The 26,178-nt window shown below is 34.1% G+C and carries 29 protein-coding genes and 3 pseudogenes; 20 read left to right on the top strand and 12 right to left on the bottom strand.

Annotated features, from left to right (window positions below; genetic code table 11):
* Positions 1-99: 99 nt before the first annotated feature.
* Both NSQ69_RS08730 and NSQ69_RS08735 read right to left on the bottom strand, forming a co-directional pair.
* Positions 100-279, bottom strand: coding sequence for an H-type small acid-soluble spore protein (locus NSQ69_RS08730; protein ID WP_001025736.1), 180 nt, complete (start codon positions 277-279; stop codon positions 100-102).
* Positions 280-345: 66 nt separating this feature from the next.
* Positions 346-1,560 carry a helix-turn-helix domain-containing protein gene (locus NSQ69_RS08735; RefSeq protein WP_341099163.1) on the bottom strand — a complete coding sequence of 405 codons (1,215 nt, stop codon included), beginning with the start codon at positions 1,558-1,560 and terminating at the stop codon, positions 346-348.
* A 117-nt stretch (positions 1,561-1,677) separates the two neighbouring features.
* On the opposite strand from NSQ69_RS08735, the gene NSQ69_RS08740 reads away from it, so the two are divergent.
* Together NSQ69_RS08740 and NSQ69_RS08745 are read left to right on the top strand one after the other, a co-directional pair.
* Positions 1,678-2,946 (top strand): MFS transporter, encoded by a 1,269-nt coding sequence (locus NSQ69_RS08740; protein WP_002031019.1) that lies wholly within the window; start codon positions 1,678-1,680, stop codon positions 2,944-2,946.
* A gap of 109 nt (positions 2,947-3,055) precedes the next feature.
* Positions 3,056-3,580 (top strand): DUF4398 domain-containing protein, encoded by a 525-nt coding sequence (locus NSQ69_RS08745; RefSeq protein ID WP_002126658.1) that lies wholly within the window; start codon positions 3,056-3,058, stop codon positions 3,578-3,580.
* A 40-nt stretch (positions 3,581-3,620) separates the two neighbouring features.
* Here the strand turns inward: NSQ69_RS08745 and NSQ69_RS08750 are convergent, their stop codons facing one another.
* Positions 3,621-4,514, bottom strand: coding sequence for a LysR family transcriptional regulator (locus NSQ69_RS08750; RefSeq protein ID WP_002126660.1), 894 nt, complete (start codon positions 4,512-4,514; stop codon positions 3,621-3,623).
* Positions 4,515-4,675: 161 nt separating this feature from the next.
* Here NSQ69_RS08750 and NSQ69_RS08755 point away from each other — a divergent pair, with 161 nt between their 5' ends.
* The 5 genes from NSQ69_RS08755 to NSQ69_RS08775 are packed head-to-tail and all read left to right on the top strand — an operon-like array spanning position 4,676 to position 10,467.
* Positions 4,676-5,668: an ABC transporter ATP-binding protein gene (locus NSQ69_RS08755; protein ID WP_002141170.1), complete on the top strand. Its 993-nt coding sequence runs from the start codon at positions 4,676-4,678 to the stop codon at positions 5,666-5,668.
* Positions 5,646-6,671: an ABC transporter substrate-binding protein gene (locus tag NSQ69_RS08760; RefSeq protein WP_002086426.1), complete on the top strand. Its 1,026-nt coding sequence runs from the start codon at positions 5,646-5,648 to the stop codon at positions 6,669-6,671. The genes NSQ69_RS08755 and NSQ69_RS08760 overlap by 23 nt, the downstream gene beginning before the upstream one ends.
* Before the next feature lie 12 nt (positions 6,672-6,683).
* Positions 6,684-8,354: an ABC transporter permease gene (locus tag NSQ69_RS08765; RefSeq protein WP_002031009.1), complete on the top strand. Its 1,671-nt coding sequence runs from the start codon at positions 6,684-6,686 to the stop codon at positions 8,352-8,354.
* Positions 8,351-9,613, top strand: a complete 1,263-nt coding sequence (locus NSQ69_RS08770; RefSeq protein WP_341099164.1) for an MBL fold metallo-hydrolase — start codon at positions 8,351-8,353, stop codon at positions 9,611-9,613. Before NSQ69_RS08765 ends, NSQ69_RS08770 begins: the two co-directional genes overlap by 4 nt.
* A 20-nt stretch (positions 9,614-9,633) precedes the next feature.
* Positions 9,634-10,467 carry a hypothetical protein gene (locus tag NSQ69_RS08775; protein ID WP_002031005.1) on the top strand — a complete coding sequence of 278 codons (834 nt, stop codon included), beginning with the start codon at positions 9,634-9,636 and terminating at the stop codon, positions 10,465-10,467.
* Between the two features lie 53 nt (positions 10,468-10,520).
* Here the strand turns inward: NSQ69_RS08775 and NSQ69_RS08780 are convergent, their stop codons facing one another.
* Positions 10,521-10,943, bottom strand: a complete 423-nt coding sequence (locus NSQ69_RS08780; RefSeq protein ID WP_002011948.1) for a YfmQ family protein — start codon at positions 10,941-10,943, stop codon at positions 10,521-10,523.
* 131 nt (positions 10,944-11,074) lie between these two features.
* Between NSQ69_RS08780 and NSQ69_RS08785 the strand changes: the two genes are divergently transcribed.
* The 6 genes and pseudogenes from NSQ69_RS08785 (at position 11,075) to NSQ69_RS08810 (ending at position 14,571) form a co-directional block, all read left to right on the top strand.
* On the top strand, positions 11,075-11,191 hold the full coding sequence (locus tag NSQ69_RS08785; protein WP_002031004.1) for a hypothetical protein: 117 nt from the start codon (positions 11,075-11,077) through the stop codon (positions 11,189-11,191).
* A gap of 65 nt (positions 11,192-11,256) precedes the next feature.
* A complete protein-coding gene (locus NSQ69_RS08790) occupies positions 11,257-11,418 on the top strand; it encodes a hypothetical protein (RefSeq protein WP_000109008.1) in 162 nt (53 codons plus the stop codon).
* 161 nt (positions 11,419-11,579) lie between these two features.
* Positions 11,580-12,215, top strand: coding sequence for a cupin domain-containing protein (locus NSQ69_RS08795; RefSeq protein ID WP_002086416.1), 636 nt, complete (start codon positions 11,580-11,582; stop codon positions 12,213-12,215).
* 100 nt (positions 12,216-12,315) lie between these two features.
* On the top strand, positions 12,316-13,407 hold the full coding sequence (locus NSQ69_RS08800; protein ID WP_341099167.1) for a serine hydrolase: 1,092 nt from the start codon (positions 12,316-12,318) through the stop codon (positions 13,405-13,407).
* A gap of 127 nt (positions 13,408-13,534) precedes the next feature.
* Positions 13,535-14,110: pseudogene (locus NSQ69_RS08805) on the top strand (histidine phosphatase family protein).
* An 89-nt stretch (positions 14,111-14,199) separates the two neighbouring features.
* A complete protein-coding gene (locus tag NSQ69_RS08810) occupies positions 14,200-14,571 on the top strand; it encodes a hypothetical protein (protein WP_000461762.1) in 372 nt (123 codons plus the stop codon).
* A 39-nt stretch (positions 14,572-14,610) separates the two neighbouring features.
* Here NSQ69_RS08810 and NSQ69_RS08815 read toward each other — a convergent pair whose 3' ends face one another.
* The 3 genes from NSQ69_RS08815 to NSQ69_RS08825 are packed head-to-tail and all read right to left on the bottom strand — an operon-like array spanning position 14,611 to position 16,206.
* Positions 14,611-15,531 carry an alpha/beta fold hydrolase gene (locus NSQ69_RS08815; protein WP_341099169.1) on the bottom strand — a complete coding sequence of 307 codons (921 nt, stop codon included), beginning with the start codon at positions 15,529-15,531 and terminating at the stop codon, positions 14,611-14,613.
* Positions 15,483-15,812 carry a DUF3147 family protein gene (locus tag NSQ69_RS08820; RefSeq protein ID WP_002086410.1) on the bottom strand — a complete coding sequence of 110 codons (330 nt, stop codon included), beginning with the start codon at positions 15,810-15,812 and terminating at the stop codon, positions 15,483-15,485. Before NSQ69_RS08820 ends, NSQ69_RS08815 begins: the two co-directional genes overlap by 49 nt.
* Positions 15,796-16,206: a MarR family winged helix-turn-helix transcriptional regulator gene (locus NSQ69_RS08825; RefSeq protein ID WP_002030991.1), complete on the bottom strand. Its 411-nt coding sequence runs from the start codon at positions 16,204-16,206 to the stop codon at positions 15,796-15,798. Before NSQ69_RS08825 ends, NSQ69_RS08820 begins: the two co-directional genes overlap by 17 nt.
* 123 nt (positions 16,207-16,329) lie before the next feature.
* On the opposite strand from NSQ69_RS08825, the gene NSQ69_RS08830 reads away from it, so the two are divergent.
* Positions 16,330-17,157, top strand: coding sequence for a protein phosphatase 2C domain-containing protein (locus NSQ69_RS08830; protein WP_002012083.1), 828 nt, complete (start codon positions 16,330-16,332; stop codon positions 17,155-17,157).
* Between the two features lie 46 nt (positions 17,158-17,203).
* Here NSQ69_RS08830 and asnB read toward each other — a convergent pair whose 3' ends face one another.
* On the bottom strand, positions 17,204-19,027 hold the full coding sequence (gene asnB, locus NSQ69_RS08835; protein WP_002186199.1) for an asparagine synthase (glutamine-hydrolyzing): 1,824 nt from the start codon (positions 19,025-19,027) through the stop codon (positions 17,204-17,206).
* A 268-nt stretch (positions 19,028-19,295) separates the two neighbouring features.
* On the opposite strand from asnB, the gene NSQ69_RS08840 reads away from it, so the two are divergent.
* Together NSQ69_RS08840 and NSQ69_RS08845 are read left to right on the top strand one after the other, a co-directional pair.
* Positions 19,296-19,862, top strand: coding sequence for a sigma-70 family RNA polymerase sigma factor (locus NSQ69_RS08840; protein WP_002012086.1), 567 nt, complete (start codon positions 19,296-19,298; stop codon positions 19,860-19,862).
* Positions 19,859-20,965 carry a DUF4179 domain-containing protein gene (locus NSQ69_RS08845; protein WP_341099170.1) on the top strand — a complete coding sequence of 369 codons (1,107 nt, stop codon included), beginning with the start codon at positions 19,859-19,861 and terminating at the stop codon, positions 20,963-20,965. The genes NSQ69_RS08840 and NSQ69_RS08845 overlap by 4 nt, the downstream gene beginning before the upstream one ends.
* 39 nt (positions 20,966-21,004) lie before the next feature.
* Here NSQ69_RS08845 and NSQ69_RS08850 read toward each other — a convergent pair whose 3' ends face one another.
* A complete protein-coding gene (locus NSQ69_RS08850) occupies positions 21,005-22,078 on the bottom strand; it encodes a hypothetical protein (protein ID WP_002189109.1) in 1,074 nt (357 codons plus the stop codon).
* 268 nt (positions 22,079-22,346) lie between these two features.
* On the opposite strand from NSQ69_RS08850, the gene NSQ69_RS08855 reads away from it, so the two are divergent.
* Positions 22,347-23,246, top strand: coding sequence for a cation diffusion facilitator family transporter (locus NSQ69_RS08855; RefSeq protein WP_002012090.1), 900 nt, complete (start codon positions 22,347-22,349; stop codon positions 23,244-23,246).
* A 193-nt stretch (positions 23,247-23,439) separates the two neighbouring features.
* Positions 23,440-23,610, top strand: a complete 171-nt coding sequence (gene fbpA, locus NSQ69_RS08860; RefSeq protein WP_002012091.1) for a Fur-regulated basic protein FbpA — start codon at positions 23,440-23,442, stop codon at positions 23,608-23,610.
* Positions 23,611-23,662: 52 nt separating this feature from the next.
* On the opposite strand, the gene NSQ69_RS08865 is transcribed toward fbpA, so the two are convergent.
* The gene (locus tag NSQ69_RS08865) at positions 23,663-24,334 is read right to left on the bottom strand and encodes a GntR family transcriptional regulator (RefSeq protein ID WP_002030983.1); all 672 of its coding nucleotides are present in this window, start codon (positions 24,332-24,334) and stop codon (positions 23,663-23,665) included.
* A 16-nt stretch (positions 24,335-24,350) separates the two neighbouring features.
* Positions 24,351-25,316, bottom strand: coding sequence for a DMT family transporter (locus NSQ69_RS08870; protein WP_341099171.1), 966 nt, complete (start codon positions 25,314-25,316; stop codon positions 24,351-24,353).
* Positions 25,317-25,479: 163 nt separating this feature from the next.
* On the opposite strand from NSQ69_RS08870, the gene NSQ69_RS08875 reads away from it, so the two are divergent.
* Positions 25,480-25,791 carry a DUF3784 domain-containing protein gene (locus NSQ69_RS08875; RefSeq protein ID WP_002064702.1) on the top strand — a complete coding sequence of 104 codons (312 nt, stop codon included), beginning with the start codon at positions 25,480-25,482 and terminating at the stop codon, positions 25,789-25,791.
* A 75-nt stretch (positions 25,792-25,866) separates the two neighbouring features.
* Here NSQ69_RS08875 and NSQ69_RS08880 read toward each other — a convergent pair.
* A pseudogene (locus tag NSQ69_RS08880) lies at positions 25,867-25,984 on the bottom strand (GTP-binding protein); the annotation flags it as partial.
* A 3-nt stretch (positions 25,985-25,987) separates the two neighbouring features.
* Here NSQ69_RS08880 and NSQ69_RS08885 point away from each other — a divergent pair.
* Positions 25,988-26,077, top strand: a pseudogene (locus NSQ69_RS08885) (TIGR03943 family putative permease subunit); the annotation flags it as partial.
* Positions 26,078-26,178: the final 101 nt, after the last annotated feature.

The following is a 26,178-nucleotide window of genomic DNA, read 5'->3' on the forward strand; positions in this document are numbered from 1 at the left end:
TCTTGTTCAGGTGCTGAAAAACAGGGGTGAGAAGGAATATACAAATTAAGTGATACAAAGTAAGAAAAATGCCACTTCAAAAAAAAGAAGTGGCATTTTTTATATTTCCTCTAAGCTATTAACTGGAACCGTTAATTCGCGTTTTGGATTTGTTACTTCATATATGCGGGCGGTTTCGTTGCTTTCATCGACGTGTTGAATCATAACAGGCATGCCTTGAAAACTGACATTGGCTTCTTCAGATGACTCGGAAAGCTCTTTTGCGCGTTGTATATTCATTTATATTCCTCCCATCATTATTATCTTTGCAAAAAAGGAGGAATAATATACCATTTCGAGACATTTTTAAAGTTTTTGTATTATTTGTAATGTTTCTTTAATAAAAGAAGAAAAGATGGAATCCGGGTAGGATTGTATCTTTTGAGCGGCTTCTGTAGCTTCCTTCAGAGCCCTTTTTTTATCGTTAAGTTTTACATAACAAAGGGCACGATATGCACCTGCTGTTGTAAGCCACGCTTGATCAAGTGGATGGTTCATATAATCCGGCATGATATCACGTTGCAATGCTTGTAAAGCTTCCTCGTAACGTTTCAATCCGTATAAAGCTTTTCCTTTTTCAAGATAATACAATCCGTCGTCTTGAAAAAGTGGCTCATCTTTTAGTTTCTCTCGAAATTGTTCTAGATGTTTTAATGCGATTGTATATTCATTAGTAATCGTGTTGTAGTAGTAAGCTTTTAAAATATCAATAATCGCAATGGATAGAGTATCTTCTGTAAAAATGGCAAATTGCTCAGATTTTTTTATGTAATATAAATATTGTTCTTTATCAGCTGTAATGACTTTTTGGTAAGATAAAATCCGATAAAATTCGTCTGTTTTAAAATATACTTGATGCTTTTTTGAAAACTCGAGTGCCTCTAATATTGTTTTTTCACATGTTTCATAATCGCCGCATGCTAGTAAAATGATGGCTTCATATAAACATAACTCGATATGTATAATGAGATCCATTTCTAAATGTTTCTCCTCATAATCATTTCTAATACTAGCTATAATTTGTAAACATTCACCATACTTTTTACGTGTGAATATCGTAAAGGATAATTTTAATTTTGTTTCCGTACTGTCCCGGTATAACGTATATTTTTCAAAAATAGAAGTAGCCTTTTCAACGTAATATTCAATGTTGTAATCTTTCATAATCGCCGCAGCTGTTACAAATTGTTTATATAAACGAGCGGTATTTAAAGTAGAAGGTAGCTCTTTTTGAACGATAGGTAGTAAAGTCTCATATACTTCATCACATTTATTTGCCTTTATTAGTTGTTCCATTTGTTGAATGATTTCTACAATTTCTACATCATCTTCTTCTAGTAAAAAACTCGTTTCGCATCCAAGTTTTTCAGCGATGTATTGTAATGTTTTCATGGAAGGTGTAGCTTTTCCATTTTCAATTTGACTTAACATACTTTTTGTCAGTTCTGAACCTGCTAATTCAGTTTGAGTAAGCTTTTTTTCTTTTCGTAACGTTTTAATTTTCTCGCCGAGAGTAGCCATCATATGCTCCTTTATAATCAAAAAGTTAAATATAATTAAACTTTTCGTTGTAAAAATTGGAAAGTTTTATATATAATAAGTTTAACACAATTTAACTTTTAAAGGGAGAGTGTCATAATGGGGGATGTAAGTATAGGTCAAAATGATTGGAAAATGAAGATTGCAACGAGAAATATTATTTTAATGATGATTGGAAAAATGACGTCCTTGTTAGGGGCGGGTATTTATACGTTTGCAATGGGATTATACGTATTAAAGACAACTGGTTCAGGAATGGGGTTTGCAACTACTCTTATTTGCGGATCAATACCAAGAATGATCTGTGGCCCAATTGCAGGTGCTGTAGCTGACCGTGTGAACCGAAGATGGCTTGTAATTGGCACTGATTTATTAAGTAGCTTAACAATGCTTATCATGTTTATTCTTGCTACTATATTTGGACCATCACTTCTGTTTATTTATGTATCAGCGGCATTATTATCAATTTGTGCAAGTTTTTATTCTGTTTCATTAACTTCGTCTATTCCTAATTTAGTAGATGAGGAGCGTATTCAAAAAGCGAGTGCTTTAAATCAGACGGCATCATCTTTATCGAATATTTTAGCGCCGATTATTGGAGGAGTTGTATTTGGTTTCTTTTCAATCAAAACATTTTTCCTGTTAAATAGTATTACATTCTTTTTAGCAGTTATTGTACAATTATTCATCGTATTTGATTTATATAAAAAAGAATTGGCCGAAAGTAAAGAGCATTTCTTGACGAGTATAAAAGAAGGTTTTTCATATGTGAAACGACAGCATGAAATATATGGTTTAATGAAAATTGCAGTAGGGGTAAACTTTTTTGCGAGTGCACTTTTCGTTTCGCTTCCATATATTATTATTAAAAATTTGCATTTATCCTCGAAGCAACTCGGTGTTGTAGAGGGAATGTTAGCAGTCGGGATGCTAATTGGTGCAATTGTTTTATCAGTACGTAAAGAAGTGAATAATCCGTTTCGCTCTGTTTATATTGGACTGTTTTTATTTGCGGGCTTGAGTTTATGCACAGTCTTTCCGTTGTTAGTTATCATTCCGAAAGTAGCAAGTTTTATTTACTATATCACTTTTATGATTTTAACCGGTATATCAATGATGGTTGTAAATATCCCGATGCAAGTACATATGCAAAAGACGACAGATCCAAACTATTTAGGACGTGTATTCGGTCTACTTGAAACAATTTCTACTGCAATCGCACCGCTTGGAATGATTGTATATGGATTATTATTAGATATGTTACCGACTAGCATTGTTATGATGACATTAGGTGGAGGATTATTGTTAGTTGTATTAGTTGGAGTAAAGCAGCATATGGCGAAAAAACAAGTGGATGTATCGGTTTAAAAGAAAATTTTAACAATATAAAAATGACCATATTAGTATTTTAGTTTTTGAAACTCCTTTTCATGTATGTTACAGTAAAGTGAGCAGGCAAAGAAAAGGAGAAAACATCATGAGAAAATTAAGTTTTGTAATGCTTTTTCTGTTAGTCGTAATGACTGGATGTAGTAATTATGACACGTATATTGAAACAGGTATGCAATCATTGAAAAATGAAAAATATAGTGATGCGATTATGTGGTTTGAAAAAGCGGAAAAAGAGAAATCAGGAAATGAAGCGAAGGCATATAAAGAAGTCGCTCAGTTACTAGATCGCGGTGCGACAGCATTAAAAGACGGTAAGTATTTAGAAACGAAAGATATTGCAAATGAAGTGTTACAAAAGAAAAAAGATGATGCACTTGAAAAAGCTGTGACATCAAATACAGAGAATATGCTTCAAAAAGCAAAAGATGTGGAAGAGAAAGTAAATGAAAGAGTAGCGAAACGAAAAAAGGTAAATGAAGAAGGAATCGATAAATTAATTAAAGCTGTTGATAGTATAGATGATGTAAAAGAAAAAGAGAAAAAAGTTTCAGAAGCATTAGATAAGGCTGAAGAGGCACAAGCAAAAATTGAGGATAAGAAAAACAAATAGAGTTATAGTTTAAAAGGCTGTCGTGTATAACGACAGCCTTTTAATTTTTTTCTGCAAAAGAAGTAATACTATGTAGTAAAAAAGAAATTATTTTAGAATTCCATCTGTCCTCATGATGAATGGTATAAATATTACGCTGAAATTCAAAATCAGGGATCGGTATATAGCATAGCTCATTTCGTTGTACTTCTTGCTCAATAGCAAGTTTTGAAATAAAGGCAACCCCATTACCATATTTTAAAATTTGTTTCATCGTTTCTAATGAATCTAGTTCAATTTCTGATTGGAATGTAATGTTATGTGCTAACGTCCATTGTGTAAGTAAATCTCTCGTTGTAGATGGGTTACGATGCAATAATATACGTTCTTTTTCGATATCTTGTAATGATACATTTGTTCTTTTAGAAAGATGATGTTCTTTGGAAAAGGCAAGAACAAGTGTATCAGGCATTACATTCATTTGTTTTAGAAGTGGTTCGTCAAATGGTGCCGCAGAAATTACCCCGAGATCAATTTCATGATTTTGTAGCATCGTTCGAATTTCAGGAGCTGTTTTTACTATGAGTGTTATTTTTATATTTGGAAATTCGCATTGAAATTGGTGAACAACTTCTGGTAAAAGATAAGTCGCGGGTACATAACTAGCACCAATTGTTATAGCGCCTTTATTAAAATCTTTAAACTCTTGTGTGACCCGCCTAGCTTCTTTCATAAGTGCATCTATTTTACAAGCATAATGATGCAATGCCTCGCCAGCTTCTGTTAAGAAATACCTTCCGGAACGTAATTCAAATAAAGGCACACCAAGTTCCTCTTCTAAGCTTTTTATGTGAAACGTAATAGTAGGTTGTTTAACGCCAAGTTTTTCTGCAACAATAGTAAGCTTTTTGTATTTCTTAATAAGCACTACAATTTCTAATTTTAAGAGATTCATGATAAGTTGGCCCCTTTTTCTTCTAACTATAGAAAAAATCTATAGAAATAAATAGTTTATTAGAGATTTTTTAATTTAATCTTTACAGTACATTAACATTCAGTATAAAACTTCCAGATAGAATGAAAGCAGGTTAAGAATGAGGGGAGAGAGGTGAAACGATGGATATTAAAATTCATGGATTAGAAAAGGCATTTGGGAAAACACAGGCGTTAAAGCCGTTACAGATTGTAATGAAAAAAGGGGAATTCACCACACTTTTAGGACCTTCAGGATGCGGGAAAACGACTTTACTTAGAATGATTGCAGGGCTTGAGGAACCGGATAAAGGTGAAATATATTTTGGAGATAAGTGCATGTATTCTTCTGCTAAAAAGATAAAAACATCTCCTCATGAGCGGAATATCGGCATGGTATTTCAAGATTTTGCTTTATGGCCGCACATGACTGTATTTGAAAATGTTGCATTTGGTTTAAGGGCTACAAAGCAAACGAATCACTTAAGAGAAAAGGTAGAAGATGCGATAAAGCGAGTTCGTTTGCAAGGTATGGAGAAAAGATATCCGCATGAACTCTCAGGTGGACAGCAGCAACGTGTCGCATTTGCTAGAGCAATTGTAACGAAACCTCATTTTATTTTGTTCGATGAACCGTTAAGTGCACTCGATGCAATTTTGCGAGAAGAAATGCGATTAGAACTTATGGACATCGTTCATTCAATTGGTTTAACGGCATTGTATGTAACACATGATCAAACAGAAGCTATGTCAATGTCAGACCAAATTATTGTCATGAAGCAGGGTGAAGTATTACAAAAAGGAACACCAGAAGACATTTATGTGAAACCGTCTCATGAATTTGTTGCAAAATTTGTTGGTAAGGCAAATTGGCTTGTAGAGGGGAAAAAAATGATTCGTCCAGAGCATGTGAGCTGGACAAAAAATGACTTGTGCGAAATGTATACAGGTGAAGTTCAGCACGTTACATATGTAGGAGAACGTTATGAAGTGAAAGTAAACATGGGGACACTCGGTGTATGGACAGCTTATCACAATAGTAAGCTAAGCGTTGGTAAACCGGTATCGTTATATGTACCAAAAAAATGTATTCATCATATAGGGGGAGAATCGTATGAAGAAATTCAGTTCGCTTAAGTCTTTATTTGTATGTACTTTACTATTTTCTGCTGTAGTAACAGGTTGTAGCTCAAAGACAGGCAGTGTAGATGCAAAAAATAAAAACGCTAATGAAAAGAAAATTGTTGTATATAGTGCAGGACCAAAAGGATTAGCAGAAAAAATTCAAAAGGACTTTGAAAAGAAAACAGGGATAAAAGTAGAAATGTTTCAAGGAACAACAGGTAAGATTTTAGCAAGAATGGAGGCTGAAAAGAAAAATCCAGTCGTTGACGTTGTCGTACTTGCTTCTTTACCAGCAATGGAAGGATTAAAAAAAGATGGGCAAACGTTAGCTTATAAAGAAGCAAAACAAGCTGATAAGCTTCGTTCTGAATGGTCGGATGATAAAGGACATTATTTTGGATATAGTGCTTCAGCATTAGGAATTGTGTATAACACAAAAAATGTGAAGACAGCACCTGAAGATTGGAGCGATATAACGAAAGGAGAATGGAAAGGGAAAGTGAATCTTCCAGATCCAGCACTTTCAGGTTCAGCTTTAGACTTTGTAACAGGATATGTGAAAAAGAATGGACAAGATGGATGGAATTTATTTGAACAGCTTAAGAAAAATGAAGTTACAGTAGCTGGGGCAAACCAAGAAGCGTTAGACCCAGTTGTAACAGGTGCGAAAGATATGGTAATTGCGGGTGTTGACTATATGACGTACAGTGCAAAAGCAAAGGGTGAACCGGTTGATATCGTATATCCAAAAAGCGGAACAGTCATTAGTCCACGTGCAGCAGGCATTATGAAGGATAGTAAAAATGTAGAAGGTGCAAAAGAGTTTATTGATTATTTATTATCAGATGATGTGCAAAAACAAGTTTCTAAAGCGTATTTGTTGCCAGGTAGAAAAGATATAAAAGCTGAAAATAGACCGAATGTAGAAGAGATTCCAGTATTAAATATTGATTGGAAAACAGTTGAGAAAGAACAAGATGAAATAGCAAAACAATTTAAGAAAGTATTTCAATAAGATGGTGATTACATGGTAAATCGATTCGTATCAGTAAGACAAGTTGGAATGACAGTAGCGTTGTTACTTGTGGCGATGTTAATCGTCATTCCGCTTTTTCTCATTTTATTTTCTAGTGTATATGAAAATAGCAGTTGGAATTTTTTAAAGCCTTTTGAAGTCATGCAGAGTGGTGGATTAGCTGGGATTTTTCTAAATTCGATGCTTCTAGGTGTACTCGTTGTAATAGGAGCTACAATATTTGCGTTTCCATTGGCGTTCATTATGAGCAAAACAGATGTAGGAAAGTATAGTAAGTTAGATATTGTTTTTATGATCCCATTTATGACCCCGCCCTATATCGGATCGATGGGATGGATTTTGTTCATGCAACCTAACGGTTATTTTGAACAATTTTTTCCGGCTTTAAAGCCGATTTCATCATCGTTTTTTAGTTTAGGCGGTATGGTTTTAATTATGAGTCTGCATTTATTCCCATTCCTTTACTTCATGTTGAAAAACACGTTACTTCAGATTGGGAGTAGTAAAGAAGAAGCGGCAGCAGTTCATGGTGGAAGTTTTTTCTATCGTTTAAGAAAAATAATACTACCGTTATTGTTATCAAGTTATGTAATGGGTGCTTTACTCATTTTCGTAAAGACGATTGCTGAATTTGGAACACCAGCTACATTCGGACGTAGAATAGGATTCCATGTGTTAACATCTGAGATTCATAAATTTATCTCTAGTTGGCCGATTGATTTTGGCAGTGCCACAGCATTATCTTCTTTATTACTTAGTGCGTGTATGCTCATTTGGTATATGCAAAATGTATTGAATCGAAAGTATACATATGCAATGGTTAGTGGAAAAGGTGTGAAATCTAAAAGGTATACTTTGTCTATATTTGCGCGCGTTATAGCATGGGTTTATGTAATTGGTTTACTAATAGTAGCAATTGGAATCCCATACTTTTCTATACTTATTGCTTCTTTGTCGAAGTTAAGAGGCGGTGGCTTACATTTTAATAACTTTACAACAAGCCATTATGAAGCATTATTTACAATTGGTTCTCCGGGATTAGAAGCTTTATGGAACAGTTTTCTTTTTTCACTCGTAACGGCGATTGTTGCTGTAATTATTGGCGTATTTTTGGCGCTTATGATTCGAAAGGGGAAAAAGTCCTCTGAAAAATGGCTTGATATGTGCGGCATGTTACCGAATATGGTACCAGGAATAGTGATGGTTGTAGGGCTTATTTTATTTTGGAATTCACCCTATATGCCTATGTCAATTTACAATACACCAGTCATGGTTATCGTAACGTATGTTGTTCTCTTTTTACCTTATACGGTGCAGTATGTAAAAGCATCGCTCGGACAAATTGATGATTCTCTTGTACAGGCAGGAAGTATTTTTTCTGGGAATTATATTTATATTTTTAGAAAAATAATATTGCCGCTTATTATTCCAGGAATTCTTGCTGGATGGGCGATGACATTTACGATTTCGATAAGAGAGTTAGTAGCATCGCTTCTCGTACTACCTCCATCAGTAGAAACGTCAGCAACGTTTATTTTTGCTCAATTTGAACAAGGAGAAGTATCTATAGGAATGGCAATGGCTGTTGTTTCTGTTGGGCTTACAACAATGTGCTTATTACTTCTGCAACATATGGAGCAAAAACGAAAAGGGGTAGCATGATGAGGATGGAAGTATGGGGAGGAGCGGGAGAATACGGTCGTTCCTGCTATTTTGTAAAAAATAAAGAGACAAAAATAGTATTTGATTGTGGTATTAATCGATCATATGAGGATAGTTATCCTAAAATAGAAAGAGAAGTTGTTCCATTTTTGGATGCAGTATTTTTATCACATATTCATGAAGACCATACGATGGGTTTACCTTTATTGCCGAAGTATGGATATAAGAAAAAAATTTGGACGACTCGTTATACGAAGGAGCAACTTCCAGCTTATTTTGAAAAATGGGGAAACTACAATCTTTCAAAAGGGTGGAATTTACCTTATAACGATCAAAATATTAAAGATCTAAATTATGTATGTATTGATGAGATTAGTAATCCAAATGAATGGATACAGATTACACCAACGTTGCGGTTTCAATGGGGGTATAGTGGGCATGTATTAGGAGCTGTTTGGTTTTTAGTGGATATGTGTAATACATACGTATTTTATTCTGGTGATTATTCAGCAGAATCTAATATACTACGAGCTAATTTACCTGAAGATTTGCGAAGCGATATAAAAATTGCAATTGTAGATGCCGCTTATCACACTGATGATGTTTCACAAAAGGAACGAGTAGACGAATTATGTGCAGAAATTGAACGAGTTGCTCAAAATAAAGGAACGGCATTACTACCACTGCCCTCACTTGGTAGGGCGCAAGATATAGTATTGTATTTATATGAACGATATCAAGAACTTCCAATTATAGTAGATAAAGAAATTTTTGCTGGATTTGAAGAGATGTTCATATATAAAGATTGGTTAAAAAATAATGAAAAACTTGAATGGGTTGTGGAGGATTTAAAAAGAAACATAATAGTTATGGATAAGGAAATTTGTATGCAAAATAGTTACGGAATAGTTGTAATGAGTGATGCGAATATGCAAACGAAACGAGCACAGTTGTATTATGAACAACTTCGGCATGAAGAACGAAATTCGATTATCTTTACTGGACATATTGCTAAAGGAAGTTTTGCAGAAAAAGTTTTGAAGGAACATGTAGGTAAAGAATGTAGGGTGAAGCGAGTTCCATATAAAGTTCATCAAAGTATAAGTGACGTTAAGGAAATGTTAAATACACTATTACCAGAACATACGGTGTTAGTACATGCTTTGAAAGAGGATACGGATCGATTACAACAAAAGCTTAGCATAGCAGGATATGAAAATGTGTATTCACTTGCAATGGAATGTGTAGAAGTCATATAAAATGTAAAGGAGATTGGTATATGAAAAAAGTATTTGTATTCGTAAGTATTTTCTTTTGTTGTTTCCTTTATAACGTTAAGGAAGGTTTTGCTGCTAGTCCAATGAAACCTAGCTTTGAAGTGAAGTTATTATTAAAGCCAGAACAAGTATTAGGTTATAACAAAGAGATGAACCAAGAGGTACTAGAATATTTCCAGGCTGGTACAAATTATGAAAGAATACAAGTGCAATTTTTAGATACAGCGAATAAAAATTTAAGTAATCAAGGTTGGTTTGCGAGAATTCGAAAGAAAGAATTTAGTAAAGATTTTGAACTAACATATAAAAAAAGATATCCTATTCCAAATGGTGTAATTCAAGATGCACTAGAAGTAGCTGAAAAAGATGGATTTGATAGTAAAACTGATAATTATGAGGCGGAAATAGATTGGGGATTTGAGAAAAAAACGTTAAGTATTTCAAATAAGAAAAGTTACAGCGCTAAAGGGTATGGAGTACTTGATTTACCAAACGAACGAGCCGCTCAAAACATGTTAATAGAAAAGTTGCCAGGGAAAATGAACAAATGGTTGTATACGAATTGGGGAGAAGAAATGCTCAAGAATTCTCGTATTTACGGTCCTGTATTAATGAAACGGTATACAGGGGAGTTTGAAAATATAAAAACGAATATTGAAGTTTGGCCACTAAGTAATACAGGGAAAATAGAAGATGATTTCGTAATAGAAGTGTCGTTTAAAACAAATGAGGAAAGTATTGCAACAAAACAAAGAGAATTATTAATGAAGAGTATAGAACAAAAAGGATGGTTGTTACCGAAAGATAGTTTGAAGACAGAGCTTATTTTTCAGTAAATAGGAAAGAAGGAATCCATGTGCCATGGATTCCTTCTTCTAATATATGAGCATTAAGCTAAATCAGCTGACACGAACATATCATTATTTTGAAGGTTTTTAGAGCGTAAACTATAAGCAACTACCTTCTTTTTATGTTGTTTTACTACATCAACATGCTCTTCATGACTATAAATATAAAATGTAAAATCTTTTTTGCCACGTTTTGCATTGATAATTAAAGGAGTGCCTTCATTGTGTGGTGGTGCATAATAGCGATCTAAAAATAATCCTTCGTTAAAATCATGAATAATTTTGGATTTCTTTTCGCCTTCTAAGTTATTTCCATTGATTGTAACAGTCACATTCTCTTCTTCAAGTTGTGGATGTGTTTCGTACTTGCTAATAATGGATTCAATAGCAGAGTTAGGAAGGCTAGAAACAATAATTTTAAATGCTCCAAATACAACTAACATTACAATAAACCAAGTCGTCATAGTATTTCATCCCCTTTATCCCACAGTAACGGTCCGTAAAATCCTGGTTGGTGCGGGCTAATAATCAGTGTGGGATAGATACCCCGTACTGACTAAAATTTCACTTTATCCTATTTAACAATATAACTCATGTGGCAATAGTACATATGGTGAAGTTTTGTATAATTTGTGAAAAATATTCCATTTTTATGAACGAAATATTAGAAAAATCAATTTTGTTACAAAAAGTTGAAATCGAAGTATTTTAAAAGAAAAAGGTTTATAATAAAAATATAACTAATAACAACATTACTAATTATAAGGAAGTGTAACTATGAGTACTGTAACAATCGTATATGGTATTATTCTTTCTACAATTATTGTTTTATTTATTGTCGGGGTATCGCGTTATATTCATAAGTGGAAAGAAGGAGTTGCGAAATTAAATCACATTGAAGAAGAACTTAGTGATTTAATGTTACATCATGGTAAGTAAAAAGTTTATTTTTTAACTAAATAATGTGAAAAAAATCACAAAACATGCTCTCATCATGAAGGCATGTTTTTTTGTTATGTTGTTAATAGGCACATTTATAAAATTTCCCCATACGATACAGTGTAAAATCAGAAATGTTCGGAGCGGGAAAGAGGGATTGAATGAGTAATTCAGGTTATGTTACAGATAATAAAAATTTAAAGAAAAGCTCAGGAACGCCAAATCTTTTCTTTGATTCGAGAAAAAATGTCTTTTTTAAAAGAGATGAGAAAAACGTTGCATATGAAGTTACCTCAACGCAGTTACCTGCGATGATAGGAGGGGCGTTTGTTGATTTGTTTATGACAAAAGGGCATATGCGGGAACCACATTGGCATCCGAATGCGTGGGAATTAGATGTTGTTGTATCAGGAGAAGCAGTTACATCCATTTTAAATCCCGAAACGAATCAATTGCAAAATTATCATGTGAAAGCGGGGCAAACTGTCTTTATTCCAATGGGATGGTGGCATTGGATTACAGCGGTAACAGAGGAAGTACAATTACATTTGTTCTTTAATAACGATCAGTTTGAAACAGCGGAGGGATCAGACATACTTAGATTAACACCGCCAGAAGTATTTCAAGCTGCATACGGTGTAAGTGCAGAAAAATTAGGAAAGGACCTTTCGCCAATTAAGGAGTCAGTTGTAATTGGTCCTCCTAACTCAAATCGACTAAATAGAGTTAAAGAAAGTGACGACTCAAATATAGTTGTTACGTTAAATGGACAAATAACATCATGTGAAATAGAGTAACTCTTTCTTTTTTTAGGAAGAGTTACTCTGTTTTGTATAATTTTGTATTTTTATTCGTTATAATTATTATATAGAAGGGAATTTATAGAGGGGGCATATTGTGAACATATTAAAGATTATAGGAATTGTTGCAGGAGTCATTGTAGTAGCTGTTATAGCTTTCTTTGTTATTATGAAGTACTATTTGTCAAAAGAAGATCCTGATTACGTATTAAACTACATAAAAGAACATAAAGGTGATGAAACATGTTCATTACTTATTAGAAAAAACGGTGAAGTAGTAACATCTGTAAATGAAAATAAAAAATTACCATTAGCAAGTACGGCAAAAATCGTAATAGCAGTTGAATTTGCTAAGCAAGTGTCAGAAGGAAAAATAAGTCGAGATGAACAAATTTCATTGCAGGATTTAGAAAAATATTATGTTAAAAACACTGATGGTGGAGCGCATCCTGACTGGTTAGAAGATTCAAAAGTGAGAGAGTTAGTGCAAAATGGACAGATTGCTTTAGAAGAAGTGGCTAAAGGGATGATTCATTATAGTTCTAATGCGAATACAACATATTTGTTAGATAAGCTTGGAATAGAAAGAGTAAATGATAGTTTAAAAGAGTTAGAACTTACTAGTCATGACAAGTTCTCTTCGTATACTGCTTCACTATATATGAGAGGGTATGTAGAAAAAGAGCTTAATGAGCCAGAAAATCAATCGTTAGAAATGATACGTAACATGTCTAATGATGAATATAATAAACACGTGTTACAAATACATGAATGGATGAAAGATGAAAGTGAATGGAAGAAACGTGATATACCATTAAAAATAGATATGGAATTCCAGCGTATTTGGTCAGATCGATTAGTGAGTGCAAATGCTAAAGATTATTTGAGTTTAATGGAAAAGATAAATAGTAGAAATTATTTTCCAAAATCAATGCAAGATGAAATTGATAATGTTTTTAAAGGAACAGTTGAAAATAGTAAGTTGGAATATGCTGGTCAAAAAGGTGGTTCTACCGCATTCGTATTGACAAAAAGTTTGTATACTACAGATAAGAAAGGGAATAAGGTAGAAGTTGTAATTATGTTTAACGATATAGAAGATCAAGTTGCATACCAAAAGCTGAGAAATAGTATAGATTATTTTATTCAAGATGCTATAACAGATGAAGAATTCAGAAGAAAGTTATAATGAAATAATTTTATTATGTAAACAACGGGCGCTTATTTGAAAGCGTCCTTTTCTTTTACTGATACAGGATCTCCTATTTACTCCATTGAATATAGATTGAAACTAAGAAAGAAAGGAAGAGGAACAAATGACTACAATATATTTCGTTCGCCACGCTCACTCTACATATACAAAGGAAGAAAGGGAACGCCCCTTATCTGACAAGGGACACATTGATACAGATAATGTAATACATTTATTAAAAGAGGAACATATTGATGTTGTGATCTCTAGTCCGTATAAAAGGACGATTCAAACCGTGCAAGGAATTGCGAATACATATAATTTATCAATACAACTGGAAGAAGATTTACGGGAAAGGTTATTAAGTAAAGAGCCAGTAACAGATTTTAACGATGCTATTCAGAAGGTATGGGCAGACTGGACTTTTGCATACGAAGGCGGAGAATCAAATGATGTAGCGCAAAGACGCGCTGTAATATGTATGCAAAATATATTAAAAAAATATAAAGGTAAGAATATTGTAATAGGTACTCATGGGAATATTATGGTATTACTAATGAATTATTTTGATTCGAAATATGGTTTTCAGTTTTGAAAAACCCTTCATATGCCAGATGTGTATAAATTAAGTTTTGATAATAATTGTTTCAGCTCTGCTGAAAGAATACAGTCTACAGATTATCAGATAAATAATTTGTAAAAGTTTATCAAAAAAAGAGGAAAGGGAGAAGGTATTGTAGAAGTATGACTTTGTAACATAAAAAATATTGGTTAAAGGAGGCTGTTTACATGTTTGAAAAAGAGAAAGAAGGGCTTATTGAAGTTCACAACGTATATGAAATCGCACCAGCAGATGGAGCAATTATAGGTATGGCAACGGAAGAAGAAATGGAGATTGCTGCTGAACTAGAGTTACAGTACTATGCCCATTCTCGTTTATTAGAAGCAAATATTCAGTTAGACGGTTCCTCCTATAAAGAGTTACTTCAGGAGTTCCAGGAGTACGAAAGAAAATCAATGAACTTTTGGAGAGCAATACATAAACGTTTAGCTGTGCCGTGGGCATGGGTACTACGTATTGATGTTGCGAACGGTCCTATATATGTAAGCAATGGGAGTTCGTATTATGAAGAAGTCGATGATGAAGAAGACTATGAATAGATAAGTAAGGAAGCAGCTTTAGTTGCTTCCTTTTTTTATTTACAATAAGTGAATGGCTTCAATGATAGCATCTGGACGATCGTTTTCTATCCCGTGACTAGCATGTTCAGCCAAAATGTATTGGCTGTTTATTGAGAGATTTAATTGTTCACGAATAAGTTCTTGCCACATATCTTCAAGTTGTGTAGCTTCTTCTTTTGGCATACCGCCCTCAATCAATTGAGCAATAGAATATTGAGGATCTCTACCGATAACGATTAATGGTATTTCTAATGTTTTATATTGTTTTTTTATTGAGCGAGCACAATTTTTCCACTCGGACAGTTCAGAAGCTGTCGCTTTATATAAGGAAGGAGATGTAGAAAATTTGATATGCTGTTTTGTTGTATTGACGAGCATAGGTTTTAGTTCAGTATAAAGCGCGTCTGCATCCATGTTGGAGTAGGTATGATATTTTTGTAGCCACATATCATCAGAATCAGTTTGATCAGAAACCGGTAAATGCAGTTCATCTAATCGGTGTAAGTTCATGGAAGTAGAATCAACTAAAAGAAGTGCTTGCAGCCTATCTTCATGTAACATTGCAAAATGTTGTGCGCATAAACCTCCATAGGAATGACCGATTAAAATGATTGGCTCATAAATATCTAGTTCATGTAGTAACATATGTAGTTCTTTTATAACTTGCATTGTTGTACGTCGATTAGTTCCTAGCTCACTTTTTCCGTAACCTGGGCGATGATATGAAATGACTGTGAATTTTTGTGAAAGCTTTTCTATAATAGGAAGCCAATCGTAAAATGAGCAGCCCATTCCTGTTTGAATGACTACAGTTTGTTTACTGCTACCTCTCATGTATACTTCTACAGTTTGTCCAAATATCTCTACTGATCTATTAATAGTAATTCCCCCTAAGCTTGAAATACTTTTTGGCAAGTAAAGACGATACACCAGGCACATATGCCGAAGAGTATAGATGTACTAAGTGAAAAGGAGTTCTTTAAACCGATATAAACAATAAATAATAGTAGTGCGGATGCAGGAAATCCATATAATACGCCTAAAGCGAATTGACTTAATTCTTGTTTACTCCCACCTTCGAAAGAAATCCAAAATAGGCTTAGTAAACTAACGAGTGGAAGGGCAGCGATAAAGCCGCCTATCGTACTATAATGTTTAGCGACTTCAGTAATAACGCCGATAATAAGTGCCGAAACGATTACTTTAACGAGGAAATGCATATTTTGCCTCCTTCGCTAATAACGAAAAGGCTTTTTCAATTAATTGTTGTTCTTCTTTTGATAACTGTGATTCTAATATTTTTATCTTTTCTTTATCTAGTAAAGTATGCTTTTCTAATACTTCAATGCCTTCTTTCGTTAAAGTAAGGTTTACAACCCTTTCATCGTGTTTGTTTCTTTCTTTTATAATAAATCCTTTTTGAATAAGGCGCTTTACGTGTTCAGATGCTGTGTTATGAGAGAGACTAAGCTCAGTAGCAACTTTTCCAATTGTTATATCTTTCTCACGAGAAACGATTTGTAAAATACGAATAGCTTGGTGAGAAAGGTTGTCTTCATATTCATATCGTAAGTGATAATAAATACTTTCCCAATGTTGATTAATGTCTTTCATAATGATAAATCCTCCTATTTTATATCGTATAGTAAGATATATTCGTTGATTAAGAAGTAAAATCCTTTTATTTTCATTAAAAATGTTGAAAAAGTTTATTTTTATTGAAATATAAGGTAATCTATGTGTAAAGGTATACATTTAGCAAGAGAGAGGATGATAGCTGTGAATACATTTAAATGGATTAGTCATGAAAAGATGTATGTAGATCAAATACATGTTGAAAAATGTGGTCCTCTTTCAGTCGGCGTATATGGAGGAAATCAAGAGAGTGATGCATATGAAAGAGGAGATGCAGTGCTAGCTTGGTGGGATCCGAAATTAGAATTTGAATTTGTTATGATTTTTGATACACATCATAAAACGAAAAATATACATTATATAATAGAAGCGATTTCAGAAAGAGAAGAAAAACTAAAAGAGTTATTTTCATACCCAATCCATTTAGCATTTCATCATACACATATGTATTTATTAGCGTTATTTACAGATGAGCTCTTTATCGAGAAATGTGACCAAGATGATGAGGAACTTGCATGTTTAATTTGTTTACGAAAAGGTGAGTTCTTATATTGGCTATCAGTTGGTGATTGCTTCGCGTATTTATTCCATTCAGAGCAAACGAAAAATGGAAAAGGTAGGCTAAATAAGCGTAAGAACTATGAGTATATAGGAAGAAAAAATGTTTTTGCAGCGAATACACCTTGTTTTACATCAGGGGTAAGGGGATTAGAAAAAGGTCAGAATCACATTGTAATGGCAACGGATGGTATTTTAGAGTGTGATAAACTAAAGTTTGATGATGATCAATCTTTAGTAGAAATATTACACGACGGATCTTGTTTACAGATTGAGCCTGTATTAACAAATGTACTTCAGTGGAAAGGTAGAGATTGTGCCACTATTATTGGATGGTCCATCGATACTGAAAATAGACAATGTGCCAATTAATAAATGAAAGAGAGTTCAAGGGTTTTTGTCCTTGAACTCTTTTTTGTTAAGCAATATGAATATGATACGTTTTTAACCATTCATTTACTTGTAGCATATACTCCATAGCACTTCTTGCTTCAAAATTGGTAATCTCTTTGTTACTTTGATCAGCAATTGCAAGTAATATGGAATGGTTAATGAGTGAGAAAACAGGATTGTTTTTATTACTGCACATATCAAGCGTTAAATTGCGGATTGTTTGTAAATAGTGTGGATCCTGTGAAGTAGGGTAAGCGCTTTTTCTTCTATTTCGCACATCATCAGGTAAAGCTGGTTTCAGCGCTCTACGTAAAATTCCCTTTTCGATATTATCAATACTTTTAATATTGAAAGGAACGTTCCATAAATATTCAACTAATCTATAATCGCAAAACGGTACACGAACTTCAAATCCTACAGCCATACTCATACGGTCTTTACGGTCGAGTAAGAACGGAAGGAATCGTGTTAAAAATAAATAAAACATTTGACGCTGTTTCGCTTCTTTTTTACTTTCACCTTCAAGAGTAGGTACTTCAAGAGCAGCCTCATGGAATCGTTTATTAATGTACTGCTCAGGATTACATTGAGTTGTTACGTCGTTTAATAATAGAGAAGATGTGTTTTTCCAGTTTGTTAACCACGGAAACTTATCTACATATAATAGTTCTTCTTGATGAAACCAAGGATATCCCCCGAATACTTCATCAGCAGATTCTCCAGATAAAGCTACGGTTGCATCTTTTTTCATTTCGCAAAATAGTAAATAAAGTGAAGTTTCCATTTCGCCAGCACTTGGTAAATCTTTTGCATGGAGGGGAACGAATAAGTGATTTGCTAACTCTTCAGCATTCACAATAATATCATGATGCGATGTCCCTACATGTTCAGAAACACGTTTTACCCAAGGAGCGTCTAAACCAGTGCGAGCAAATGTCAGTTCGAAATCTTTCGCGCTATTTAAAAAGTCGATTGAATATGTGTGAAGTGTTTTGTGTTCCTCTCTAAATTCTTTACCTGCCAGTGCAGTAATACCACTAGAATCTAATCCGCCTGATAACATACAAACGAGGGGAACATCAGCAATTAATTGTCTTTTTACTGTATCTTGTAAAATAGATAAAATATGAGAAGATGTGTCTTGGGTAGAGTCTGTATGGATCTTACTTTCTAAATTCCAATACTTCTTAACTACTTTTTTATCACGTGTGAATGTTATAGAATGTCCAGCACGAACTTCTTGAATATGTTTAAAGACGCCACATCCTGGAGTTCGAAATAAGCCTAATCCAAATATTTCATTTATTCCATCCGCATCAATTTCAGCAGGAACAGATGGATGAGCTAATAACGCTTTTATTTCAGATCCGAAAATAATACTGTCATTTCTTTCCGTATAAAAAAGTGGTTTTACACCTAAATGATCGCGTGCTAAAAATAATTGTTGCTTCTGATCATCCCATAAGGCGAAAGCGAAAATTCCGTTTAAATGTTGTACGCAGTCTTCTTTCCATTCTAAATAAGCATGTAGTAACACTTCTGTATCTGAATGAGTTTCAAATGCATGACCACATTTTTGAAGCTGCTCTCTCAGCTCACGAAAATTATAAATTTCTCCATTATAAGTAAGAGCATACGTATAATCACCGGCACGGAATGTTTTTGGCTGCGTCCCACCTTCTGGGTCAATAACAATTAAACGTCGGTGTGCAAAGGCCGCACGAGGAGAAAACCAAAATCCTTCAGCATCAGGACCGCGATGCTGAATACTATTCGCCATCTTTTCTAAAATAACATGTTCATTTGAAAGATCTTTCTTCCAATCTACCCAACCTGTAATTCCACACATACAAATTTCATCTCCTAATTTAAAATTATAAAAGTAGATTAATTAAATGAAATGTACACTAGGTTAAAGAGTGTCTGCATAAATAGTGTACTACACTAATTGAATTACAGACTTGAGAAAATTTTCTTCAAGCTTATATTTATATGAGACAATGGCTAAGGAAAAGTATTCCATTACATACAAAAAATAAAAAAGATGAGAGAAAAAAATTTCCAAAACGTTATATAGGGTGTAAAAGCTTTTACAAAAAAATAAGGGGAATCGCTACATGAAATCAAATGAGAAAAATTTTATAAAAAGATTACAGCGGCAGAAGGAAGATGCGCTAGAATTTGTTGTCGATACATACTTACCACTCATAAAGGGGATAACGCACAAAGTTCTTCTTCCGGTTCAAAATGATGGACTCATAGAGGAATGTGTAAACGATATATTTCTTTCCATTTGGAATAATGCAAATAAATTTCATGGAGAGCCGAATGATTTTAAAAAATGGATTGCAGCGATTGCAAAGTTTAAGGCGATTGATTATTACCGGAAAGCGACTAGAACAGTAGAAATTATTTCAGATGAGTTTCATATTAGTACAGAAAAATCGGCAGAAGATGAATTAATCGTTATGGAAGATAGGGAAGAGTTATTGAAGCTTATTAATCAATTAGAACCGCTAGATCAAAAAGTGTTCATTATGAAATATCTTCTCGGTATGAAGACAGAGGAAATAGGTGACAAATTAGGATTAACCAGGGCAGCGATAGATAATCGTGTGTACCGGGGAAAAAAGAAACTACAACAAAATGCTACGAATATTAGTTTTGGAGGTAGTGCAATATGAAAGACATTTATGAACTATTAAATGATATTGATATAGATGAAAAAGAACTTGAGGAAATTGAGGCTTCTGAAATTGAAAAAGAAAAAGTAAAACGCAATGTAAAACAATCGATACGTACGAAGAAAAAGATGAAAAGTTGGAAAAAAGGTGTTGCTGCAGCATCTATTTTAGTAGGGTTATCAGTTGCAACGCTTGGTATTGGGTTTCCTACATATGCTGGAGGATTGCCAATTGTAGGTGATATATTCCGATTTTTAGATAATGGTAGAACAGGGTTATATGAAAATTATAAAGAGTTTTCGACTGAATTGAATATGACGAGGGAGAGTAATGGGGTTAAGGTTACAATTAATGATGCTGTGTTCGATGGTAGAACAATTACAATCACATATTCTATTGAAAGCGAAAAAGATTTAGGAGAGAAACCGTTCCCATTTGGAAGTCCGCAAGTGATGGGCTTTAATGGTGGAGGAGGTAGTTCGGACGTGACAAAAGTTGGAGAGGGAAAATATGTAGGTATGACTACGATGAGTGGTCATGGTAGTGAAAGGTTAGATGTTGCAAATGTTTGGTGGGATATAGAGGCAATAAATATGTATGAGGAAAAGAAATCTATAAAAGGGAATTGGAATTTTGCCCTTACTGTTAAGGGAATGGATAGTAAAGAAATTAAGCTTCAAGGAATTTCTGAAAAAGAAGGAATAAAAGTAAACATAGATAAAATGGAAGTAACCCCGATGTCCTTTATCGTTTTTTACAATCAGGAAGAATCTAAGGCATTACGAAGTATATGGGATAGCGCTGATGTGGAATTAGAAATAAAAGATGATTTAGGAAATAAATATGCAGGTGAAGGAAATGGCGGAACTAGTACAGTAGCAGAGCCACATAAAAGTAGTTGGAGTGCTACATTCCAAAAGTTGAACGAAAATGCAACAAAGCTTATCGTTACACCTCGTGTACACTTGCGAGTTCATACACCTGAAAATTATGGTGGAGTGGAATATGTGAATGGAAAAGAGAAGAAAATTGAAGTGCCGAAAAAAGAAGCGAAGAGTAAAGATATTGTTCTAGATGATATCGTAATTGATTTAAAGAAATAAAAGAGAGACTGCCTAAAGCCATTAGGCAGTCTTTTTTCGTTAAGAACAAGTAACGAGCAATGCATGTGGATGCTGCGTTTTATATTCATCTTTCCACGGAATGTTTAGTTGTTCCCACGTTTCACCGCTATCATTGGATTGAAATACGCCATTGTTATTTAAAGTGTAAAACGTATGTGGTTCTGCTTGGTTTGTCGCAAACATTGAAATGACTGTACCAATTGCAGAGGGTAGACCTTGCTGCACTTGCTCGAACGGAGTATCTTTCGTTTTTCGATAAATATAAGATTCATAAGGAATACGGTGATGAGCAAGGTCGGCACTTGGTGCGGCAGAAACGAGAATTGTATCGCAATCAGCCGGATCGATAGCCATACTGTATAAATAATGATGTTCAAGTCCTTCACTGCATGAGATCCAGCTGTTTCCGCTATTATAACTTTCAAGGTATGCGCGATCAGGTCCGCCCATAAATCCGTCACCGCATGATGCATAAAGGCGATTAGGGGCTTCAGGGTGCATAAGCAGTTGATGAGCATCAATAGGAGCACCGAATTTTTTATCAATCCATGTATGCCCTCTATCATTACTTTGAATAACAGCACCAGCTTCAATTGAAACATGGATTGTATTTGGAGTGTTTGGATCAACTGTAATCCAGCGAACGTGATGGGTGAAAGGTCTAGGCGGAAAAGCCCACGTATAAGAAGATAATAATGATTTCATATTTTTAAGTTCAGTCCACGTTTCACCACCATTTTCTGAACGGAATAAAGCACTAGGTTCTGTACCTACATAAACGACGCCGTAGCCGTTAACTTGTTCATTTGAGCTTATCGTTATAGAAGTAATAGAAGAGTGTAAAATACCATCCTCTTTAGGGAAATCAAAGTAACGATATGAATCTCCAATTGGTCTCCACGAATCCCCGCCATCGTCACTTAGCCATAAACCTCGTCCAAATGTGCCGCAATAAACACGATTTGTTTGGAATGGATCAACCACAATACAGGTAGGTTGCATATTTTGTAAATGATATGTGGTTTCATAGTTACCATATTGTTCTTTTACTACAACAAGTTCACGCTCCATGCAGAGAAATAGTCGTTTCAATTTTGTAACCCCCTTAAAAATTCTTTCATTAGTAAACAATATGAAAATAAAAAAGAAGTAGTCTTGTTTTTAGTTGAGAAAAAGGACTTGTTTGAAAAGTAGCGAAGTTTGTATACAGAGGAAGCGGGATAAAGTGAAACTTTAATCAGTGGGGTATTGTTCATCTTCTACTGATTAGTAGCATTCACTATCGGGCGTTAATGGGGGATAAAGATAGGGAATGTGTTTCATACTAACATACAGATATTGCACTTAAAGGAGCATTTGTATGGGGCACTCACATGATCACGGTCATTCAAAAAATAAAAAAGCGTTATTAATTGCCTTCTTATTAACAACAAGCTTTATGATTGCTGAAGTTATTGGCGGATTTGTAACAAATAGCTTAGCACTATTGTCTGACGCAGGGCATATGTTAAGTGATGCAGTATCCTTAGCTTTAAGTTTACTTGCGTTCAAGCTTGGGGAAAAAACGGCAACGGCCGCGAAAACATATGGGTATAAGCGAGTCGAAATGTTAGCGGCATTATGTAATGGTGTCGTTCTTATTGTCATTTCAGTATATATTTTTATTGAAGCAATTCGTCGTTTTAAGGAACCAGTTGAAATCGCTAGTAATGGAATGCTCATTATTGCTGTGCTTGGTCTGCTTATTAATATTGTATCAGCTTGGATATTAATGAGAGGCGGAGATGTGAAAGGTAATTTAAATTTAAGAAGTGCGTTCTTACATGTACTAGGCGATTTATTAGGTTCAGTTGGAGCGATTATTGCTGCGTTACTTATTAAATTTTTTGGATGGACTGCTGCAGATGCGGTTGCTAGTATTCTTGTGTCTATTTTAGTCATTATAAGTGGATGGCGTGTAACACGTGATACAGTTCATATATTAATGGAAGGTGCACCGCAGCACATAGATGCTGAAGAGGTGAAAAATACATTATTAAATATTACTATTGTAAAAGAAGTTCATGATTTACATATATGGTCTGTAACATCAGATTTTCAAGTATTAACTTGCCATCTTATTATCGAAGGTAATGAAACGCAAAGCGTATTGAAAGAAGCAACGGATGTATTAAAGGGGAAATTTCATGTAGAACATGTCACCATTCAAGTTGAAATAGAAGGTGAATTTAACCATAATGAGACAACTTGCAAAGTATGAAAGAAAAAGGGTATGAAAAAATGTCATAACATTTTTCGCGTGGCATACATATATATAATGTGGCCACAAATACTTTGTAAGGTAAATATTTCATAAGATTACTTTACTTATTAAGAATCATCTTTTATAATCAAAAGTGGTAATTGATAAAGATTATCATTTTCAATGATCGTAGAAAGGAGTTTTTTAAAAGATGAGTAGTCAACTCCGTTTTGCTGTTGAAAATCGTAAGAGACATTTAATTGATGAGTTAATTGGAGCAGGGGTGTTTAAGATTCGCGACCGACAATTATACGAGCTGTCTTTAGAGGAATTGGAAAAAGAGTACGAGCATATTGAAGATTACGCAAATATTCAGGCATAGCACATAGATTATTAAAGAAGGAGCTGGTTACACTTTTGTGTAACCAGCTTTATTATTTCATAGAAATTATTTTTTGTATTTCTTTCATTGGACGGAGCCAGTTTTGAGACATCATTTGTTCCATTCGTTTTTCATCCTGTTTTTGTAGTGCTTGAATTATAGAGTGATGTTCTTTAATAGATTGACTTGCAGGCACGAAGTTTTGGAAAAATAAATATTCAAGGCGTAAAATGTGAAGTTGCATATTTTCTAGAAAAGGTTCAATATATCGGTTTTTAGCAATAGAAGTAATTGTATTGTGAAATCGTATATCTAGTTCTAAAGCTTTTTTTGAATCTTTTTCATGTATAGATTGTTGAAAAGCATCATTTATTTCGGAAAGTAGTTTAATATCAGCGTCTGTAACTTTTTGAAGTGCTTGCTTTCCTATAATTGAGTGAAGACCAGCTATCGTCTCATAAATGATAGATACGTCGTCTAACTTAATAGGCGCGATTTTCGTTTTTTGCCCAGGTACCATTTCAACTAATCCAGAAAGCTCTAAAATTTGTAAAGCTTCTCTAACAGGTGTTCTGCTTACTCCTAGTGCTTCTGCCAATTCCCCATCATTTATTTTTTCATCAGGTCGTAAAACACCTTCTATAATCCAATCTTGCAGTTGATTTAAAACGAGTGACTTTGCTGAAACTCTTCCTGGTTTTTTATAATTTTGAGGGACAGGCATAGTGAATTCAATCCTTTCATTGTATATGTTTCTTTTTCGTATTAACAAGCTTTAATTTTGGTTTTCCTTTATCCGGTTTTTGGCTTAATATGAGCACCATTACAATTACACAAAAAGCACCTAATAACTGAAAAGATTGAAACGGTACGTGCAAAATAAGCACAGAAGAAATAATAGCTGCGAGTGGTTCTGTACAGCCAAATAATGTTGTTTCTTTAGGCGTAAGGTATCTTATGCTATCTAAGTATAAATAAAATGCGATGAGTGTCCCGAAAATGACGACAAATGTAATGAGCGGGAGGGTACTTAGTTTTACATATTTCATAGTTGATAATAAAATGAATTCGTTTGTGGAAATAAAGTGTAAAATCGTTACGCCAATCCCCCCAATGATCATCCCCCATCCAACGATAACGGATGAAGACCACTTTTCTAACAATTCTTTTGAATACAAACTATAAAATGCAAGAGATAGTCCAGATAAAATGCCCCAAATGATAGCAGGTGTAGATACAGCTAAGTTATGAACAGAACCGTTTGTTAATAGGAGAAAAGTCCCTACTAATGAGAGGGTAATTGAAATATAATCAATTTTTGATGGACGAATGCTCCATTTGAAAAGTAAGTATACAGTGATAAATATAGGGGCTAAATATTGTAACAAAGTTGCAACAGCAGCGTTTCCTTCTTTAATAGAAGCGAAGTACGTGTACTGTACAGCAAGCATGCCTAAAAGACCGAACAAAATTATCTTATTTGCATCAGACTTTTGTTTCCAAATTCCAAATATTTCTTTTTTGTTCGCTCCGAATGATGACATAATGAGCAAAATAGCACCGGATATAAGCAAACGGATTGTAACTAACCATTCAGTGGAAACGTTTTCGAATTGAAAAAGTTGTTGCGCAGCTGTTCCGGATAAGCCCCATAAACAAGCACCGATTATGACCATTATAATTCCTTTTAATCGATTTGGATCCATAAAATATATAGTCCTCCTTTCAAAAAAATATATATTAGATACAATATGCAATATATCACGAAATGGAGTATTAATAAACTGAAATTTCTAATTAAAAATAAAATTGTTTAGTAAGAACGATCATCTTTTTTGTGTATAGTAAAATATCGTAGGGGAGAGTTATATGCTAGCAGGATTTTTGGTTTGTTTATTTGTTGGATTACTTATCATTTTTTTAGGCTATCAAATACATGTGAAAAAGAGATTGTTTTTGTTGGCAGGCTATCAGGAAGAAACGTTTGTTGGAGATAAAAATAAATTAGCGAAGCTTTCAGGTGTGTTTTCCTATATAGTCGGAGTTGCTACTATACTATTACCGTTTGGCTTAGAAAAAATAGGTGATGTAGTTGGTATCGTATATGCTATCTTAATTGTTTTAGGTACAATTGTGTTTCTTATTAAAGCAAATATGTTAAATAAGAGTACTACAAAGTGAAAAAGGCTCCATGCTACGGAAGCCTTTTTATTATGAAGTGAAAGTAAAAGCGGGAATAGGATCAACAAATGTATTTCAATCTTGTTTCATTTCTTTTTCTGTTAATAGAACGATTCATATCGATGCCGATAAATACAAGTTCAGTTATTTGATCTCCATATCGTTCATCCAAGTTTTTCAATGCTTCTGGTTCTAAGGAATGCTATTTCCACTTGTGAAAATAAGTAAAGTAGAGAAGATTAAGAAGCCAGCAAATCCATATGTATATGATGCTTTACCCCAATAAGAATGGGTAATTCTTCATCTTTTTATGAAATATAATCATAATCGCGGCGCCAAAAAAATAAAGATAAGAGTAATTTGGTTTGTTAAAAATATGTGTACAAG

Origin of the sequence: Bacillus sp. FSL R10-2201 (genome assembly GCF_038008665.1) — a bacterium.
GTDB classification, from domain to species: Bacteria; Bacillota; Bacilli; order Bacillales; family Bacillaceae_G; genus Bacillus_A; species Bacillus_A mycoides.

Coding starts and splice junctions, on each gene's coding strand:
- NSQ69_RS08730 (WP_001025736.1), bottom strand. CDS start 279: ATGAATATACAACGCGCAAAAGAGCTTTCCGAGTCATCTGAAGAAGCC.
- NSQ69_RS08735 (WP_341099163.1), bottom strand. CDS start 1,560: ATGGCTACTCTCGGCGAGAAAATTAAAACGTTACGAAAAGAAAAAAAG.
- NSQ69_RS08740 (WP_002031019.1), top strand. CDS start 1,678: ATGGGGGATGTAAGTATAGGTCAAAATGATTGGAAAATGAAGATTGCA.
- NSQ69_RS08745 (WP_002126658.1), top strand. CDS start 3,056: ATGAGAAAATTAAGTTTTGTAATGCTTTTTCTGTTAGTCGTAATGACT.
- NSQ69_RS08750 (WP_002126660.1), bottom strand. CDS start 4,514: ATGAATCTCTTAAAATTAGAAATTGTAGTGCTTATTAAGAAATACAAA.
- NSQ69_RS08755 (WP_002141170.1), top strand. CDS start 4,676: ATGGATATTAAAATTCATGGATTAGAAAAGGCATTTGGGAAAACACAG.
- NSQ69_RS08760 (WP_002086426.1), top strand. CDS start 5,646: ATGAAGAAATTCAGTTCGCTTAAGTCTTTATTTGTATGTACTTTACTA.
- NSQ69_RS08765 (WP_002031009.1), top strand. CDS start 6,684: ATGGTAAATCGATTCGTATCAGTAAGACAAGTTGGAATGACAGTAGCG.
- NSQ69_RS08770 (WP_341099164.1), top strand. CDS start 8,351: ATGATGAGGATGGAAGTATGGGGAGGAGCGGGAGAATACGGTCGTTCC.
- NSQ69_RS08775 (WP_002031005.1), top strand. CDS start 9,634: ATGAAAAAAGTATTTGTATTCGTAAGTATTTTCTTTTGTTGTTTCCTT.
- NSQ69_RS08780 (WP_002011948.1), bottom strand. CDS start 10,943: ATGACGACTTGGTTTATTGTAATGTTAGTTGTATTTGGAGCATTTAAA.
- NSQ69_RS08790 (WP_000109008.1), top strand. CDS start 11,257: ATGAGTACTGTAACAATCGTATATGGTATTATTCTTTCTACAATTATT.
- NSQ69_RS08795 (WP_002086416.1), top strand. CDS start 11,580: ATGAGTAATTCAGGTTATGTTACAGATAATAAAAATTTAAAGAAAAGC.
- NSQ69_RS08810 (WP_000461762.1), top strand. CDS start 14,200: ATGTTTGAAAAAGAGAAAGAAGGGCTTATTGAAGTTCACAACGTATAT.
- NSQ69_RS08815 (WP_341099169.1), bottom strand. CDS start 15,531: ATGTGCCTGGTGTATCGTCTTTACTTGCCAAAAAGTATTTCAAGCTTA.
- NSQ69_RS08820 (WP_002086410.1), bottom strand. CDS start 15,812: ATGCATTTCCTCGTTAAAGTAATCGTTTCGGCACTTATTATCGGCGTT.
- NSQ69_RS08825 (WP_002030991.1), bottom strand. CDS start 16,206: ATGAAAGACATTAATCAACATTGGGAAAGTATTTATTATCACTTACGA.
- NSQ69_RS08830 (WP_002012083.1), top strand. CDS start 16,330: ATGTGTAAAGGTATACATTTAGCAAGAGAGAGGATGATAGCTGTGAAT.
- asnB (WP_002186199.1), bottom strand. CDS start 19,027: ATGTGTGGAATTACAGGTTGGGTAGATTGGAAGAAAGATCTTTCAAAT.
- NSQ69_RS08840 (WP_002012086.1), top strand. CDS start 19,296: ATGAAATCAAATGAGAAAAATTTTATAAAAAGATTACAGCGGCAGAAG.
- NSQ69_RS08845 (WP_341099170.1), top strand. CDS start 19,859: ATGAAAGACATTTATGAACTATTAAATGATATTGATATAGATGAAAAA.
- NSQ69_RS08855 (WP_002012090.1), top strand. CDS start 22,347: ATGGGGCACTCACATGATCACGGTCATTCAAAAAATAAAAAAGCGTTA.
- fbpA (WP_002012091.1), top strand. CDS start 23,440: ATGAGTAGTCAACTCCGTTTTGCTGTTGAAAATCGTAAGAGACATTTA.
- NSQ69_RS08865 (WP_002030983.1), bottom strand. CDS start 24,334: ATGCCTGTCCCTCAAAATTATAAAAAACCAGGAAGAGTTTCAGCAAAG.
- NSQ69_RS08870 (WP_341099171.1), bottom strand. CDS start 25,316: ATGGATCCAAATCGATTAAAAGGAATTATAATGGTCATAATCGGTGCT.
- NSQ69_RS08875 (WP_002064702.1), top strand. CDS start 25,480: ATGCTAGCAGGATTTTTGGTTTGTTTATTTGTTGGATTACTTATCATT.